We start from the raw sequence: 15,765 nt of genomic DNA, 5'->3' as shown, positions 1-15,765 counted from the left end.
TCTCTCCTCTCTCAGTTCTCTTCACCGTCGAGCGACTGCCGTCGGAGTCGTCGACACTCGCCTTCTGTGACGCTCACTGACTTCTCATCACTCTCGACGACGAGTGCACCCGTCTCGGTTACGTCGCGCGCGACACCCGCGATGGACGCCTGCCCACGACGCTCGACGCGGACGCGGTGACCGAGCGTCTCACTCAGCGCTCGATAGTCGTCGAGAACCGACGCGAACCCGTCTGCCGACTCCGCTTGGACACACCGGTCGAGCAGGTGCTCGTGGAAGCGAACGAGCAGTGCACTTCTGTCGACGTCGTGGCCGGTCTGTTCTCGAAGCGACGTGACGGCTCTGTCGGCCGCGACGTCGTCGGCGTCGACGTTGGCGTTGATGCCGACACCGAGCATCACGTAGTCCAGTCCGACCGACTCACCCGGGAACACCTCGTCGACTGGCTTGCCCGCGACAGGGACGCCGTCGTGGACTGACTCGGTGAGGATGCCGGCGAGTTTCTCGCCGTTCACGAGCAGGTCGTTCGGCCACTTGAGTCCGGCACCGACGCCGAACTCGGAGACGGTGTCGGCGACGGCGACGCCCGCGGCGAAGGTGAGTCGGCCGACGTGGTCGGCATCGAACTCGGGGCGGACGAGGGTACTCGTCCACAGCCCTCCGGCGGGGGCGCTCCACGCCGACCCGGTTCGACCGCGGGCGGCAGTGAGTTCCGACGCGACGACGACGGTGCCGTGCGGCGCGCCGTCGTGGGCGAGTCGTCTGAGTCGGTCGGTAGTGTTGGGGATGCGTTGGTGGACGTGGACGGGGACGTCGAGGCGAGTGGAGAGTTCCGCTTGGTTCATCGCGTGTGGGGTGGAGGGCGCGTGTGGTAAGGGTTCGTTCTGAAAGTGCGGCCCGTGCTGTTCGTCGTGAACGCAGTAGTGAGAGCAGAGAACGCCTCGAAAGCCAACGGGCTTTCGACCATCCCAACAGCCACGCTCTCCCCAGCCGATTCCTTCGTTCACTCGGTCATCTATTGACGGGGCAGGCGCTGTCTTGCTCTCGTACACGAAGTCGCGAAGCCACGCGCCGCTGTGGATGGTCGAGCGGTGTCGTAGAACAGCGCTACTTACTCCACACGCTCGTGGAGGATTCGCTCGATGATGCGACCCGTCGAGAGCAGTTCGCCCTCGTAGTTCGGTTGGCGGGCCGACGCCCGCTCGACGGCGCAGTCGATGCCGCGTGCTTCGAGTGCGGACCGAATCCCGTCGGCGTCGTGGTGCTGGTCGTAGCCGAGGACGATGACGTCCGGCTGAATCTCCTCGATCGGAACGAAGATGTCCTCGGGATGGCCCAGATGGGCCTCGTCGACGACGTCGAGTGCGGCCACCATGTCTCGGCGCTGGCGGTCGGGGAGAACCGGCTTCGCTTTGTGCGTCACGTTCTCGCGGCGGGCGATGATGACGTGGAGTTCGTCGCCACGGGCGGCGGCGTCGGTCAGATAGTGGACGTGGCCCGGATGGAGAATATCGAAGGTGCCTTGGGCGATAACAGTCGTCATTTGTCGGAGAGTTCGCTATCGATGTCTTCCTGCGTGAAGTCGAAGAACGATTCGGGGTCCGCGAGGTCGACGGTCAACACGTCGAGTTTGCGCTCGTTTCCTTCGCGGTCGAACGCCTGCCAGTCTGTGGTCCGATAGGGGAAGCCGACGATGATGTGGACGTCGCCGTTGCCGAACGTCGCGAGGTCGGCGTCACTCGGTTTGAGCACGCCGTTGGGGTGGGAGTGGATAGAGCCGACGGCGTGCATGTCGTTCGGAATCATACTCGTTTGGACCGTCGCGCTCACGGGGTTCGACTCCGTCCCGGGGATGATGAGCACGTCGGTGATGACGGTTCCCTCTCGGTCGAGACCGAGGTCACGGGCGTCTTCACCGCGGAGCAGGCCCATGTACTCGTCGGGGTGGGTCTCCTCGGAGGCTTCGAGCGCGAAGTCGAGCGTGTCGGCTGCGATGCCGATAATCTCGCCCGACCGGAACAGTCGCATGGTCGAACGTCCGGTTCGTCGGCATCTAAGAGTTGCGGAAGGGTGCGAGCCAGCATGGAAAGCTTAACCCCGACCCCCACTCTATCACGCGTATGAGCAGCGAGAACGCCGGGGATTCCGGCACTGGGTCAGATTCGCGACCCGTCGTCTACGACCTCGCACCGGATTGTACGGTCGACGACGTCGAAGTGAACAACTACTATCACGCCGTCGTCAACGGTGTCGTCGACTACGGTGTCTTCGTCGATATCTCCGACAACGTCTCTGGTCTCGTCCACGAATCGAATCTGAACGGCTCCTACGACGTCGAGGACCGCCTCATCGTCGAACTGGAGAACGTTCGAGAGAACGGTGACCTCGCGTTCGTCGCGGCCGACCCCGACGACTACGAGACGGTCACGGTCGACCACGAACCCGAGCGGACGGCCATCGAGGACCTCCGTACGGGCGAAGACGTCCACCTCGAGGGCGCAGTCGTCCAGATCAAACAGACCGGTGGCCCGACCATCTTCCACGTCAGCGACGAGAGCGGCATCGTCGCCTGTGCCGCCTTCGAGGAGGCGGGCGTTCGCGCCCACCCGGAGGTCGAACTCGACGACCTGGTCCGCGTCGGCGGCAGCGTCGAAGAGCACGACGGGGCGACACAGATAGAGGTCAACTCGATGACCCCGCTCGTCGACGACCAAGCCGAGGCCGCCCGTGAGCGCCGCGACGCCGCCCTCGACGAACGCGCCGAACCGCACGAGGTCGAACCCCTCATCGAGTGGCCCGCCTTCGACAAGTTGCGAGCGGACCTCGCGGAGGTCGCACGCCTCCTCCGTCGGACGGTCCTCGAAGGCCGACCCATCCGCGTCCGGCACCACGCCGACGGTGACGGGATGTGTGCGTCGCTGCCGGTTCAACTGGCCCTCGAAAACTACATCGAAGCGGTCCACACCGACCCCGACGCACCGCGACACCTCTTCAAACGGCTTCCCTCGAAGGCCCCGTTCTACGAGATGGAGGACGTCACCCGCGACCTGAACTTCGCACTGGAGGGGCAGGCCCGTCACGGCCAGAAACTCCCCTTCCTGCTCATGCTCGACAACGGGTCGACGGAAGAGGACGTCCCGGCCTACCAGAACCTCGCGCACTACGACATGCCCATCGCCGTCGTCGACCACCACCACCCTGACCCGGAGGCGGTGAACCACCTCCTCGACGCCCACGTCAACCCGTACCTCTACGACGAGGACTACCGCATCACGACCGGGATGATGTGTGTCGAACTCGCGCGGATGATCGACCCGTCGGTCACGGACGAACTCCGTCACGTCCCGGCCGTCGCCGGTCTCTCGGACCGCTCGAAAGCCGAAGCGATGAGCGACTTCGTCGACCTCGCCGAAGCCGAAGGTTACGACCGCGACAAACTCCTCGACATGGGTGAGGCACTCGACTACGCCGCCCACTGGCTTCGCTACTCGGACGGCGAGTCGTTCGTCAACGACGTGCTCAACGTCGGCTGTGACGACGAGGAGCGCCACGAGGAACTCGTCGAGTTCCTGTCGACGCGCGCCGAACGCGACGTCCAGCGCCAACTCGACGCCGTCGAGTCCCACGTCGACCACGAGCGTCTCGACAGCGGGGCACATCTCTACCGTATCGACCTCGACAACTTCGCCCACCGATTCACCTACCCCGCACCGGGGAAGACGACCGGCAAACTCCACGACAACAAGGTCACGGAGACGGGCGAACCCGTCATCACCATCGGCTACGGGCCGGACTTCGCCGTCCTCCGCTCCGACGGCGTCCGACTCGACATCCCACAGATGGTCGCCGAACTGAACGAGGAAGTCGTCGGCGGCGGCGTCAACGGCGGCGGGCACCTCGTCGTCGGTTCCATCAAGTTCGTGAAGGGCATGCGCGAGGAAGTCATCGACAGCCTCGTCCAGAAGATGGCCGACGCCGACCTCGACGAGGACCTGTCGAGCACGCCGACGCTCAACGACTAACAGGGCTCTCTCGCTCTTCGAACTCGATTCGCTTGCGCGCTACACCGACAGCCACGAGTACCGCGAGTGCGGTAGCGACGACGACACCGAGCGGTACTCGGTTGGTCCCGCCGCCACCCTTCCAGTCGGCGTCGAACACCTCCCGGTAGTACGCCGCCGGTTCCTCGCCGTCCAGAATCACCGCCACCTCGCGGTTCTCCCGGACTGAGTTGTTGTTCCAGTTGACGCTGCCGACGACGACTCGGTCGTCGGCGACGACGCCCTTCGCGTGAATCTTCTCGAAGCGACCTTCGGGGTCGACGACGCGGGCTTCGAGCGGCGCGTCACGACGCTCGGCCCACTCGTTCAGCCACTCGACGAGTCGACGGTTGTCTTCTTCGACGTACCACGCTCCCGGGAGGAGGATGCGAATTTCGACACCGCGTTCGGCGGCCCGGAGCGTGGCACGGAGGTAGGGATGGTGGCGACTCCCGATAGTCGGCTGAATAACCGAAATCTGCTCGCTCGCGTTGTCGACGACGCCGACGATGGCTCTCTCGGCGTTACCGGGTGCGGTCACGAGTCGGACACGGACGACGGCGACGGACTGTGGGTCGAACCGTGTCGGAAACGACCCGTTGGCAGGGTGAGTCGACGTGAACGACCGACCGCGGCGGAACTGCGACCACGGCGTCGTGTCTGGTCCCGTCGCGTCGTCTCGGAACACGGCCGCGAGTTCGTCCGCCGCCTCGGCCGAGTCGACGCGGACGCCCCACCCGCGACTGCTCCGACCGCCCGTCCAGCTGGGTTTCCAGTTCTCCGTGAGTACGAGCGCGTCGTCGTCCACGACGGCGTACTTCGGGTGGTGGAAGTCGTACCGAGCGCGCTCGCCGCCCAGTACAGACACCTCGACACCGGCGGCCGCGAGACGGTCGAGTGCGGCCGCCTGCCGGGTGGTTGTTCCGCCGACCGGGGCGTCGTCGACGAGAATCTGTACTCGCACACCACGCTCGGCCGCCGCGACGAGTTCGTCCGTGACACGCGCCGACGAGAACGTGTATCCGGCGAGGAGGAGTCTCCGGTCTGCACTTCGGAGGGTTCCCACGGGAACGTCGGGGGCGTCGGGGAGGACGAACGTCTCGGCAGTCGTCGCTCCCGAGACGTGGACCGACCGCGGTTCGAAAACGAGTGGTCGCCACGCCGGCGTCCGGTTCCAGCGCCACTGCTCGCCTTCCGGTGCGTTCTCGTAGGTGACTCGGTCGGTCGGTGTCCCGTTCCGTTCGAGTCGGAGCGACTCGCCGCCGTTGGCGAGTGCGAACGCCGCCGCTTTGACGACGTGACCCGACGTCCCGTTGGGGAGTGCCGACGGCGTCGCGGTGACGACGACGTGAGTCTGTGTGGCGTTCGTGGGGAGCGGGACCGTCGTCTCGCCGTCGGTGAGCGTCCAGTTGGCGGCGACGTCGTCACTGGCGTCGGTCGGCAGTCGAACGACGACGTACTCGCCACGGTCCTCGGCGGCGTACGGGTTCGGATAGAGTTCGACGATTCGCGCCGTCGACTCGTTGGTCGTCGTACTCGTGGTATCCGGAGACTCGGTGGCGACGACAGGTACAGACACACCGGCCGCTACGAGGAGGAACACGAGACAGAGCACGGTGACCCGAGACACGCGACGAGGTGGTCACGTCATCGAACAAAAGCACTCGGGGCTGCAGCGCCGGTAGACGAAGACAGAGAGAGTCGAGTGAGAGACCGCTTAGGCCGTCTGTTTGGCCGATAGTGCTTCCGAGGCCTTCTTCGACTCGGACTGAACGAGATACGACCGGTCGTCGCTGTATTCGGCGGCCGCTTCGAGCGCTTTCTGCGTCCCGATTTGTCGGAGTGCCCACGCGGCACTCGCACGAGCAGACTCGTTCTCGTCGTCGGAGAGCATGTCTGCGAGCGGGTCGACGGCGCGAGTGTCGCCGATGAGGCCGAGTGCGCGAGCGGCGTGCGGTCGGACCTTCTCGTTGTCCATGACCAGTTTGTCCGCGAGCGGTTGGGTCGCGCGCTCGTCGCCGATTTCACCGAGCGCTCTGAACGTCACCTTCTGTAGCTGCGGGTCTTTGTCGGTGTCGACGTACTCGACGAGCGTCTCGACGGCGTCGGTCGCTCGCATCTTACCGAGCGCCTTGATGGACTGTTTGTCGCGCTTCTGTGCACGCTGGTGCATTGCGTCGAACGCCGCTTGGTCGTTCATCCGGATGAGCGAGTCCAGACAGTTCTCCTCCATGAAGTCCGACCCGAGGTTGTCGAGTGCGAGCAGGATCATCTCGACGTTGCCCTCCTGCTCCCACCCTTTGACGGCCGCCCACTCCGGCGGGTAGTCTTTGTAGTGGCCGAGCACGTCGTAGAAGCCCTGCCGTTCGAGCTTCTCGTGGGTTTCGAGGTCGTCCCACTCTTGGGCATCTTCGAGGTCGGATTCGAGTCCGTCGGCCGCCTCGATGAGAGCGGCGATGGTCTCTTCGTCCTCGTCGGCGTCGAGGTTCGCAGACTCGATGGCGCTCTTCGCGTCGTCGAGTGCGCTGGTGAGCGCATCCTCGTCGGTGCCGTCGACAGAGAGATTCGTGTCGAGGGTGTCGTTCACCGAGGTGACGAACGATTCGACTGCCTCGACGATTTCGGTCTCGCCGCGCTCGGTCCAGCGCGTGTCCGCGACTTTCGTCTGCGCCTCGTCGACCGTCTCGACGGCGTCCTCGGCGTAGGGGCCACGCTGGGCTTCGAGGTCCTCACGGAGTTCGGAGAGTTTCGTCTCCAACTCTTCTTGGAGGCTCTCCTCGTCGTCGTCCTCGTCCGGTTCCGGGAGGTCGGCGGCTTCGAGTTTCGTCTCGATGTCGTCGAGTTCCGCTTCGACCTCGTCGAGGTCGTCTTCGGTCTCTGCGGCCTCCAGTTCCTCCTCGGCGGCCGACAGGCGCTCTTGGAGGCTCTCGGCCGAAATCTCGTCTTCAGCGGCACCCGAATCCTCGGGTGTGTCGTCCCCGTCACTCATATGTTGGACCTCGGTGCGACGATGAAAAGAGCGTTTCCCTTTGCGAACCACTCGGTAGCGGTGTGAGAGTGGGCGACCGCACCCTACCTGTGGGAGACCATGACGAAACCCACGTCGTTCGCGGACGCCCTGCCGGCTATCGGGATACGGACACGACCGGCACGGTAACATATGTCACACAGGTATATCTCTCTGCCGACTGTCGGGATGTTTTTCGACTCCCCGAGTGACGAACAGCTATGGCAACTGTCGCCGTCCCACAATGTGCTGTCGACGACTTGGACGTCGAGGCGAACCTGACAGAACTCGCCGACCGAACCGCTCGTCTCGACGCGACAGTCGACGTCGCACTCTTTCCCGAGTACGCGCTGACGGGGTTCGTCGCCGACGAACGAGTCGAGTCAGTCGCACTCACTCGCGACGGGCCGGAACTCGACACGGTCCGTGAGACGGCGCGAACGAACGACGTCGCGCTCCTCGTCGGATTCGTCGAACGGGAGGGGAGCGACTACTACAACGCGACGGCGTACGTCGAACCGAACGGCGAGACGACGGTCTATCGGAAACGACATCTCTGGGGTGGTGAGCGAAGCGTGCTCACACCCGGGAGCGAACGGGTCGTCGTCGAGACGCCGATAGGACGAACCGGTATCCTCACCTGCTACGACCTGAACTTCGTCGCCGAGAGTGCGGCACTGACCCGAGAGCGAGTCGATGCGCTGTTCGTCACGGGCGCGTGGCCAGCGACACACAGCGAGAACTGGCGACTCTTGCTCCGTGCGCGCGCACTCGACGGGGTTCGGTGGGTCGTCGGCGCGGGTCGAACCGGCGCTCGGCGTGTGCCGGGAACCGTTCCGCTCGACTACGCTGGACGGTCTGCCGTCGTCAGACCCGACGGAACCGTCGCGGCAGCGACGAACCGTGACGAGCGAACGCTCGTCGCCGAACTAGACCCGGACGTCTTGGCAGAACAACGAGCGTTCATCCCGGTCTACGAGGAGCCAGTCGACACAGACATCAAGTAGAACGTGTGTGAGCCGAAGCAGTCCGAAAGAGCAGTGCCGCTACTGGTCGTTCCAGCGCCAGTACGCAAGAAAGCTGTTCAGAGTGGGATCCACGAACTCACGAAGTCGGTTTCACGAAGCTCCCAGCGGTGTTCGGGGTGGCCGTCACGGACACGGAGTTCGATGACGGCGTCGAACGCGGAGGCGAGTTCGTCGACGATTGGGTCGGAGCGGCTGACCGGGAGGTGATAGTGGGCCATTCCGTGCGACGCACGGACGCGATTGCCGACGACGCGGAGAAATCGGAGCACCGTCGGAACGTCGTGTTCCGAGACGAGCGGTGCGAGCGAGTCGAAACAGAGACGCAACTCACCGCTAGACAGTCCGTTCGCATTGGCGTCGAACGCCCCAATCTCCTCTTCGATACACCACGCGAGCGACCCGAGTTGGGTCGGTTCGACACGCCGACGCGTGAGTCCAGCAGCCGTCGACGAAGCAGATGGCATCGCCGCAGCGCTTCGAGTCGGTGTCACGCGGTCGATGACTCGGGTGGTCTCTGGACCGACCGCTCCGTTGCCGACCTGGGCGCCAGCGTGGGTCGCGTCGGTGAAGACGAACAGACGGCGACGTGTCTCGGACACACCGTCACCGAGGAGTCGCCGAGTCGCGGCGTCTCGTACGTGTTCTGCCAGCGATCCGACGACGAGTAGGTTGCTCCCACGTCGCTTCAGGTCCTGTAGGGACCGAGCGAACGAACCGTTCCTATCACCAACATTCCCCATTACTTTCTTACTATTGATTCGTTAGATAATAAAGATTGTGGAGGAGAAAACGACAGTCGCTCGTGCCGGACTGTGCGTCAGTCTCCGGAGTCAACAGCGGTTTGCGTCGTCGCACGAAACGTCCCACGATGACAGAGTCGCTGTTCAGTCCACTCTCGCTTCGGGAGACGACCGTCCCGAACCGAGTGATGGTCTCTCCGATGTGTCAGTATTCGACGAACGACGGTGTCGCAACCGAGTGGCACCGCGTCCATCTCGGAAGTCGCGCCGTCGGCGGCGCGGGTATCGTGATGACCGAGGCGACGGCCGTCGAGGCCCGCGGCCGTATCACACCGCACGACCTCGGAATCTGGAGCGAGGAACACGCAGAGGCACTGAAGCCGATTACCGAGTTCGTCCGCTCTCAGGGGAGCGTCCCGGCTATCCAACTCGCTCACGCAGGTCGGAAAGCCTCGAAGACGCGCCCGTGGGACGGGAGCGAACCGCTCTCGCCCGACGAAGCGGGTTGGGAGACGGTCGCTCCCTCTCCGGACCCGTATCCCTACGAGGACGAACCGCCAGCGCAACGAGCGATGACTGCCGAAGACGTCGAGGACGTGACGCAGGCGTTCGTCGACGCCGCGAAGCGCGCCGACGAGGCTGGTTTCGAGATTGCAGAGGTACACGCCGCCCACGGCTATCTCCTCCACGAGTTCCTCTCGCCCGTCACCAACGACAGAGACGACGAGTACGGCGGAAGCTTCGAGAACCGGACGCGACTCGTTCGCGAAGTTACCGCGGCCGTCCGAGAAGTGTGGCCCGACGACAAACCGGTCTTCGTCCGCATCTCTGCGACCGACTGGCTTCCCGACCGTGAGTCGTGGGACCTCGACCAGTCGGTCGAACTCGCACCGCAACTCGCCGAGGCTGGCGCGGACCTCGTCGACGTCAGTGCGGGCGGTATCCACCCCGACCAGCAGATTCCCAACTCCGGCCCGGGATACCAGATTCCCTACGCCGAGGCCATCAAAGAGAACACCGGAGTCGCCGTCGGCGCAGTCGGTGGCATCACCGAGGCGGAACAGGCCGACCAACTGATTCGCAACGACCGTGCGGACCTCGCCATCGTCGGACGTGAGCACCTCCGAGACCCGTACTTCACGCTCCACGCCGCCCAAGAACTCGGTGTCGACGTCGAACTGCCAGTACAGTACCGTCGCGGATTCGACCTCGACTGACGAGCGTCGTCTTCGTCTATCGAGCGTCTCTCGGCAACGGGCGGCTAACCTTTTGGCCGTGCCCGTACAACCCCCACCTATGAGTTCCCGCCGTGACGACGACGACTTCGTCGACCTGCTCGACGACCTCGAACTGACGCTCGGTGACCTCCGTGACGAACTCGAGCGACGTCCCGAGGCACGCCGTCGGTTCCGACCGCCGACCCCGAGCGAGATTCTCCGGTTCACCGACGAATACACGATTCCGACGGTCGTCTCGATTCTGGAGGCGAACATCCGCGCGCTCGAACTCCTCCAGAAACTCCTTCGGCTGGCGAACCCGGAAGGCTCACTCCGCGAGGGAAGCGAAGAGACGCGCCGACGCGTCAGCGGCGTCCGCGACGAAGCCGTCGACGGACTCGACCGTGCACTCTCGGAACTGCAGCGCGCGCTCACGGAGGCGGACCTCCCGGACGACCCCGAGTCGCGAGACATCATCGAAGACGCGCGTGGGCTGACGGACGAAATCGAACGCCGAATCGAGTCGAGTCGCTCCGGGTCCCGCTCACGACGTGACTCGCGCGACCGGAGACGTACCGGTGGTCGGAGACGCTCGTCGCGAGAGCACGGTCACAGCGGACGCACTGAGCCGGTCGAAATCTCTGTGGAGGAAGAATCCGACGGCGGACGGGAGTTAGACGAGGTGGACGAGAAGAACGAGAGGAACAACAGTGACGGGTTCGGCGACGACGGCGACGAATTCGACGACGCTGAAGTCGACGTCGAATCCGAACTTCAGTCCATCAAAGACGAGTTGGACGATGTCGACGACGAGGGGGACAAGAGCGGCAACTAACGATAACGACAGCAGGTCGGTCGAATCGGTTGGCAGCACGCACATCGTCGGCAACAGCCGAGACAGCAGCAACAACACGTCGATTCGGTCTCTTCTGACATTGCAGTCAGAGAGAGGGACGACACACCGATAACCGCAGCAGTGGGCCGAGAGCAAGGTAGTTTCGCCGCAGAAACCCCCCGACTGTGTTTTCGACGATGGTGACGTATCTCTCGTCGATGAGTGACGACGAATCAGCTGAGTCGGAAGCGGTCGACACCGACTGGCAACAGCTGTGGCACCGCCTCCACGAGTCGCTCGGTCGTAAGTGGACGTTCCACGTGCTTCGGTTGCTCTCGGAACGTGACGTCGGGTTCAACGAGATGAAGCGTGAACTGGACGGCATCACGGCGAAGACGCTCTCCCGACGCCTTCGAGAACTTCGATGCCGCGGATTCGTCGAGCGGCACGTCGAGGCGACGCCGCCGTCGACACGATACTCGCTGACAGAACAGGGCCACACGTTCGTCGGAGCACTCCGAGAGCTGGAGTCCCTCGTCACCGTCGTCGGCTGCGACGACAGTAGACGAGACGCCTGTGCCGTCGTGACTCGGGAGCGACCGACGACAGCGGTAGCTGCAGGTGAGTGTTGTTGAGCTGCGTCTGTGCAACTACGTGTTGGGTGGTCGATTCGAACCTTCGCTCTGTCCGGGTTAGTACGACGCAGTGCACCACGGTACTAAATAAAGGCACGAACCGTGGCACGCAAACGTGGCTGCGCTCAGACCGGTTCGACTCTTCGGCTTGTGCCTGTTTGCGCGCGATGAAACGCGCTATTGGACAGGCTCGAACCGGTATCCGTCCCAGTCCTGGCTCTCCGGTTCCTTGATGCCGACACCGGGTTCGCGGAGTTCGTCACAGTAGACCGCTTTCACCTCGTCACCGATTTCGACGTCGTCGGTGGTGACCTGCCCGAGTGCGCGGACGGGTTCGCCATCGACGTCGAACTCGACGATGGCGAGCGTGTTCGGTTGGCGGACACCCGGCGGCGTCGCCATCGACGTCGTCCACGTGATGACCTCGGCCGTGTACTCGCTGAGGTCGACGGTGTCGACCGGTTCGCTGCCGTCAGGGCCGATTGGGTGGCCGGGGTAGGTGATGCTGCCGTCCGAGTAGCGGTACGCCTCTAGCGGTGGATTGTCGCTCATTAGTTACCCTCCAGAATCGTGGTCGAAACACAGTTCCCGAAGCCGCCGACGTTCGTCGCGAGACCGACGTTCGCGTCGACCTGTCGCGGTCCTGCCTCACCGAGGACCTGCTTGTAAACCTCGTACACCTGTGCGACGCCCGACGCGCCGAGCGGGTGGCCCTTGGACTTCAGGCCGCCAGACGTGTTGATGGGGAGTTCGCCGTCGCGTTCGGTGACGCCCTCTTCGACCGCCTTCCACGCCTCGCCCTCGTCGAAGAAGCCGACGCCCTCCGCCTGCAGGAATTCGAGGATGGTGAACATGTCGTGGAGTTCGGCGACTTCGATGTCGTCGGGACCGAGGTCGGCCATCTCGTAGGCGATTTCGCTGGACTTGACGACGCCGCCCATCGTCGTCGGGTCCGAGCGCTCGTGGACGACGTGGGTGTCTGTCGCACCACCGATGCCGGAGATGACGGCGTAGTTGTCGGTGTACTCGCGGGCGACCGACTCGGGACAGAACATCAACGCGGCGCTGCCGTCGGTGATGGGACAGAAGTCGTAGAGGCGAAGCGGGTCGGCGACGATGGGTGACTCCATGACGGTGTCGAGGTCGACTTCCTTCTGGAACTGCGCGTGCGGGTTGTCGACGCCGTTCTTGTGGTTCTTGACGGCGACTTTGGCGAGACTCTCTCGCGGTGCGTCGTAGGTGTCGAGATAGAGACGGGCCGTGAGACCGGCGAAACTCGGGAGCGTCACACCGTGTTTGTACTCGGCGGGATGCGTGATGGACGCGATGACGTCGGTGGCCTCTGCGGTCGTCTTGTGTGTCATCTTCTCGCCACCGACGAGCATCGTCATCTCGCTGGCACCGCTGGCGATAGACTGCCACGCGTGATAGACGCCAGCGCCGCCCGACGACGAGGTCTGGTCGATACGGGCGGTGTATGCGGGCATCGCCGCGAGGTCGTGAGCGAGAGCGTTCGGGACACCTGTCTGCCCTTCGAACTCGCCGCTCGCCATGTTCGAGACGTAGAGATGGTCGAGTGCGTCGGGTGAGACCCCGGCGTCTTCGAGACACTCCTGTCCCGCCTGTGCCAGCAGTTCGCGGATCCATGCGTCGCGTTGACCGAACTTGGTCATCGACGCGCCAATGATTGCTACGCGCTCCATAGGGGAGGCGCGTGGCGTACCGTTTTACAGTTTTCCCCTCCGACAATCGGAGACCTGTCTCGGATTCTTTATCTTCCGGCCACCCCGAGTGCACGTATGGACTTGGAAGACGTCGCGCCGACCGTCGGGGTCGGCGCCTGCGTCGCACTGCTCGTCGCACTCGGAGTGCCGTACGTCGCAGTCAGCGGGGGAGAGGCCGTCCTCGGCGCGTACTACGCCTCGGGACCGGTCGGCGTCGGTGGTGTCGCCTTCATGGCACTCCTCACCGTCGTCGTCTTCCTCTCGGGAACGCGCGGGACGGCAGAACCGGATCTCGTCGCCGGTCTCGCACTCGTACTCGGTGTCGCGACGTTCCTGCTCACCGTCGTCTGGGCGCTCGCCGTCGACGAGACGCTGCTGTTCAACCTCCCGGCGTCGGCCACCTGGATGACGAGTCATCGGTGGGTCGTCGTCGCTGTCGCCGCGGTCGTGCCGCTGGGTGCTGCTGGCTACGTTCGCGGCGTCCTCTGGCCGTGAAGCTGACGGTGAATCCAGCGTTCACGTCGTCGGCTGGTTTTCGCGCCAAAGTCGAAAGGCCCTTATGAGGTCGTGGGGTAGTATGGAGTGGACTAGGTCGGGCAGTTAGGCCCTGCTCACTTCCCGCGATAGAGTCTTTAGCGGGGACCGAACGACGGGCGCGTCCGGTCAGACCGGCACGGGCCCCGGGAGCCAACGTAGAAACCTCGTCCTGCGGGGACAGCGGCTCGACGAAACACGTCTGCAGGGACGTCGACTCGTCGTTGATTGGTGGCACTGGGTCAGGCGCGGAAGCGAGCAGCCCACCACCAGACGTGCGTCGCTCGTAGGGCCGCGGGGTGGAGGAGGCAACCGGGATTACCCGCGCTCGGAACGCCGGGCAATCCCGCCCTGTCCGCATTCATACTTCATCTATCCTTCTCAGCCACGGCGCCGTCGTGGCGAGACAGGAAATTCGGGAGACCGAGAGAACCGATAGCTTCGACTGTCCTCCTTCCTAACCGGCGAGTAGACTATGTCGGAGGCATCCGCGGAGGCGACGGCGAACGGCATCACGGCCCACTACGAGGAGACGGAGACAGAACGAGTGCTGAGCTTCGACTACGACGGCCGAACCGCGGCTATCGCCCAGAACGTCGACGGTTACGCCATGCTGAAGGTCCGACCGACCGCCGACGGCGACGAACTCGAACGGTACTACGGCTTCGACATGGCGCTCGACCACGCCGCCGAACTGCTCGGTGTCGGGGTCCACGACTTGCCCATCCCCGACGACGCGGCCGACATGGGGATGTGAGCTACGTCCCTCGCCAGTAGAACCGCGGCCCGAGGAAGAGATAGCCGAGCGCCAAGAAGAGGAGTCCGAAGGCGAACACCTCGCCGGGGTAGCCAGAGAGGAGAATCGCCAGCGCTTGCACGACGCCCATCACGAGCGCGTCCTGCCAGTGGAGGTCCGGATAGTTGATGGTCGTCACCATCATGAGTGCCAAGATTGCGACCAGCGGGACGAGAACGAGCGGGTCGGCGAAGCCAGCGAGGACGCCTGCCGAGAGAATCGTCGCCGCGAGCGTCGTCGGGACACCCTCCGTCGAGTCCGACTTGCTGTCGTAGGCGGTGTAGAGACCGAGGCGAGTGACGCCCATCGCGACGAACAGTGCACAGAGTCCCGCACCGGCCCACGAGCGAACCGGGTCGAACCCCCACGTCTCCAGCACCACGCTCACGACGAGCAGGGCGGGGGCGACACAGAACGAGGCGACGTCGGCCAGCGAGTCCAGATACGGTCCCGCGTCGGACCCACCGAACTGTCGAGCGAGGACGCCGTCGAGTCCGTCGGCGACGGCCCCGAGGAGGATGAGTCGGGCCGCGAGCGTCGTGTCCACGAGCGCGGCGACGGCGGCCAGAAAGCCGAGTGCCGCGTTGCTGACGGTGACGTAGTCAGCGAGTCCGAAGTGGCCGACGAACCGCGGTTTCATGTCTCGGCAGTCGAACAGGACCGGTTTACGTGTTTATATCCGCCCGCGAGCGTGACTGCATTCGACAACCGAACCACGCCGCATTTATCGGTCGCTCCCCGAGAGTCGACTATGCAACGCAGGACGTTTCTCGCGAGCGTCGGTACGGCCGGACTCACCGCAGTCGCCGGCTGTGCCGGCGTCGGCGGGTCGCAAGGCGACATCCTGATGCGTGCGACCGCGTTCGACCCCTACGAGTTCACCGTTAGCGTCGGTGACACGGTCACGTGGTACAACGGGAGCTCTCGCGGCCACACCGTCACCGCTTACGAGAACGCGATTCCCGACGACGCCGAGTACTTCGCCAGCGGCGGCTACGAGAACGAGCAGGCCGCTCGCGAGGCGTTTCGACAGGAGGGGTTCGATGGTGGTGGCGTCGTCGCCGGCGAGACGTACAGCCACACCTTCGAGGTACCCGGACGGTACGAGTACGTCTGTGTTCCACACGAACAGGCCGGGATGGTCGGGACGATTATCGTCGAAGAGTAGCCGTAGTAGTCCGTAGTCCTGCCGCTCGACGGCATCGAAAG

The 15,765-nt window shown here is 64.4% G+C and carries 17 protein-coding genes and 1 other RNA gene; 9 read left to right on the top strand and 9 right to left on the bottom strand.

Annotated elements, in window-relative coordinates; all coding sequences use genetic code 11:
* Nucleotides 1-11: 11 nt before the first annotated feature.
* From BM083_RS11575 to BM083_RS11565, 3 genes are all read right to left on the bottom strand, one after another.
* A complete protein-coding gene (locus BM083_RS11575; protein WP_089869551.1) occupies nucleotides 12-845 on the bottom strand; it encodes a biotin--[acetyl-CoA-carboxylase] ligase in 834 nt (277 codons plus the stop codon).
* Between the two features lie 266 nt (nucleotides 846-1,111).
* Nucleotides 1,112-1,543, bottom strand: coding sequence for an FAD synthase family protein (locus BM083_RS11570; RefSeq protein ID WP_089869549.1), 432 nt, complete (start codon nucleotides 1,541-1,543; stop codon nucleotides 1,112-1,114).
* On the bottom strand, nucleotides 1,540-2,028 hold the full coding sequence (locus BM083_RS11565) for a Mov34/MPN/PAD-1 family protein (protein WP_089869547.1): 489 nt from the start codon (nucleotides 2,026-2,028) through the stop codon (nucleotides 1,540-1,542). Before BM083_RS11565 ends, BM083_RS11570 begins: the two co-directional genes overlap by 4 nt.
* Nucleotides 2,029-2,120: 92 nt before the next feature.
* Here BM083_RS11565 and BM083_RS11560 point away from each other — a divergent pair, with 92 nt between their 5' ends.
* Entirely contained in the window at nucleotides 2,121-4,022 is a 1,902-nt protein-coding gene (locus BM083_RS11560; protein ID WP_009365956.1) for a Hef-associated nuclease, read from the top strand.
* Here BM083_RS11560 and BM083_RS11555 read toward each other — a convergent pair.
* Both BM083_RS11555 and BM083_RS11550 read right to left on the bottom strand, forming a co-directional pair.
* Nucleotides 4,012-5,670, bottom strand: coding sequence for a phospholipase D-like domain-containing protein (locus BM083_RS11555; RefSeq protein WP_245756883.1), 1,659 nt, complete (start codon nucleotides 5,668-5,670; stop codon nucleotides 4,012-4,014). The two genes, BM083_RS11560 and BM083_RS11555, sit on opposite strands and share 11 nt — an antisense overlap.
* Before the next feature lie 87 nt (nucleotides 5,671-5,757).
* Nucleotides 5,758-7,029 (bottom strand): HEAT repeat domain-containing protein, encoded by a 1,272-nt coding sequence (locus tag BM083_RS11550; RefSeq protein ID WP_089869545.1) that lies wholly within the window; start codon nucleotides 7,027-7,029, stop codon nucleotides 5,758-5,760.
* Between the two features lie 239 nt (nucleotides 7,030-7,268).
* On the opposite strand from BM083_RS11550, the gene BM083_RS11545 reads away from it, so the two are divergent.
* The gene (locus BM083_RS11545; RefSeq protein ID WP_089869542.1) at nucleotides 7,269-8,054 is read left to right on the top strand and encodes a carbon-nitrogen hydrolase family protein; all 786 of its coding nucleotides are present in this window, start codon (nucleotides 7,269-7,271) and stop codon (nucleotides 8,052-8,054) included.
* A 77-nt stretch (nucleotides 8,055-8,131) separates the two neighbouring features.
* Here BM083_RS11545 and BM083_RS11540 read toward each other — a convergent pair whose 3' ends face one another.
* A complete protein-coding gene (locus tag BM083_RS11540; protein ID WP_089869539.1) occupies nucleotides 8,132-8,815 on the bottom strand; it encodes a DUF7504 family protein in 684 nt (227 codons plus the stop codon).
* Between the two features lie 128 nt (nucleotides 8,816-8,943).
* Here BM083_RS11540 and BM083_RS11535 point away from each other — a divergent pair, with 128 nt between their 5' ends.
* The 3 genes from BM083_RS11535 (at nucleotide 8,944) to BM083_RS11525 (ending at nucleotide 11,502) form a co-directional block, all read left to right on the top strand.
* Nucleotides 8,944-10,032 carry an NADH:flavin oxidoreductase/NADH oxidase gene (locus tag BM083_RS11535; RefSeq protein ID WP_089869537.1) on the top strand — a complete coding sequence of 363 codons (1,089 nt, stop codon included), beginning with the start codon at nucleotides 8,944-8,946 and terminating at the stop codon, nucleotides 10,030-10,032.
* A gap of 79 nt (nucleotides 10,033-10,111) precedes the next feature.
* Entirely contained in the window at nucleotides 10,112-10,867 is a 756-nt protein-coding gene (locus BM083_RS11530) for a DUF7547 family protein (protein WP_089869534.1), read from the top strand.
* Between the two features lie 218 nt (nucleotides 10,868-11,085).
* Complete coding sequence (locus tag BM083_RS11525) at nucleotides 11,086-11,502, top strand: winged helix-turn-helix transcriptional regulator (RefSeq protein ID WP_245756882.1); 417 nt, start codon at nucleotides 11,086-11,088, stop codon at nucleotides 11,500-11,502.
* Between the two features lie 177 nt (nucleotides 11,503-11,679).
* On the opposite strand, the gene BM083_RS11520 is transcribed toward BM083_RS11525, so the two are convergent.
* Nucleotides 11,680-12,054, bottom strand: a complete 375-nt coding sequence (locus BM083_RS11520) for a Zn-ribbon domain-containing OB-fold protein (protein ID WP_089869531.1) — start codon at nucleotides 12,052-12,054, stop codon at nucleotides 11,680-11,682.
* Nucleotides 12,054-13,205, bottom strand: coding sequence for a thiolase family protein (locus tag BM083_RS11515; protein ID WP_089869529.1), 1,152 nt, complete (start codon nucleotides 13,203-13,205; stop codon nucleotides 12,054-12,056). The genes BM083_RS11520 and BM083_RS11515 overlap by 1 nt, the downstream gene beginning before the upstream one ends.
* Nucleotides 13,206-13,301: 96 nt before the next feature.
* On the opposite strand from BM083_RS11515, the gene BM083_RS11510 reads away from it, so the two are divergent.
* The 3 genes from BM083_RS11510 (at nucleotide 13,302) to BM083_RS11500 (ending at nucleotide 14,517) form a co-directional block, all read left to right on the top strand.
* Nucleotides 13,302-13,721, top strand: coding sequence for a DUF7548 family protein (locus BM083_RS11510; RefSeq protein WP_009365967.1), 420 nt, complete (start codon nucleotides 13,302-13,304; stop codon nucleotides 13,719-13,721).
* Between the two features lie 85 nt (nucleotides 13,722-13,806).
* An RNA gene (gene ffs, locus BM083_RS11505) (signal recognition particle sRNA) lies at nucleotides 13,807-14,121 on the top strand.
* Between the two features lie 114 nt (nucleotides 14,122-14,235).
* A complete protein-coding gene (locus tag BM083_RS11500; protein WP_009365968.1) occupies nucleotides 14,236-14,517 on the top strand; it encodes a DUF7111 family protein in 282 nt (93 codons plus the stop codon).
* A gap of 1 nt (nucleotide 14,518) precedes the next feature.
* On the opposite strand, the gene BM083_RS11495 is transcribed toward BM083_RS11500, so the two are convergent.
* Entirely contained in the window at nucleotides 14,519-15,196 is a 678-nt protein-coding gene (locus BM083_RS11495) for a protein sorting system archaetidylserine synthase (RefSeq protein WP_089869527.1), read from the bottom strand.
* 111 nt (nucleotides 15,197-15,307) lie between these two features.
* Here BM083_RS11495 and BM083_RS11490 point away from each other — a divergent pair, with 111 nt between their 5' ends.
* Nucleotides 15,308-15,724 carry a plastocyanin/azurin family copper-binding protein gene (locus BM083_RS11490; protein ID WP_089869525.1) on the top strand — a complete coding sequence of 139 codons (417 nt, stop codon included), beginning with the start codon at nucleotides 15,308-15,310 and terminating at the stop codon, nucleotides 15,722-15,724.
* The last annotated feature ends 41 nt before the right edge of the window (nucleotides 15,725-15,765 follow it).

The sequence above is a fragment of the Halogranum rubrum genome (genome assembly GCF_900114455.1).
GTDB classification, from domain to species: Archaea; Halobacteriota; Halobacteria; order Halobacteriales; family Haloferacaceae; genus Halogranum; species Halogranum rubrum.
The sequence above is the reverse complement of the archived record's forward strand: the minus strand, read 5'-3'. Positions and strand labels throughout refer to the sequence as shown.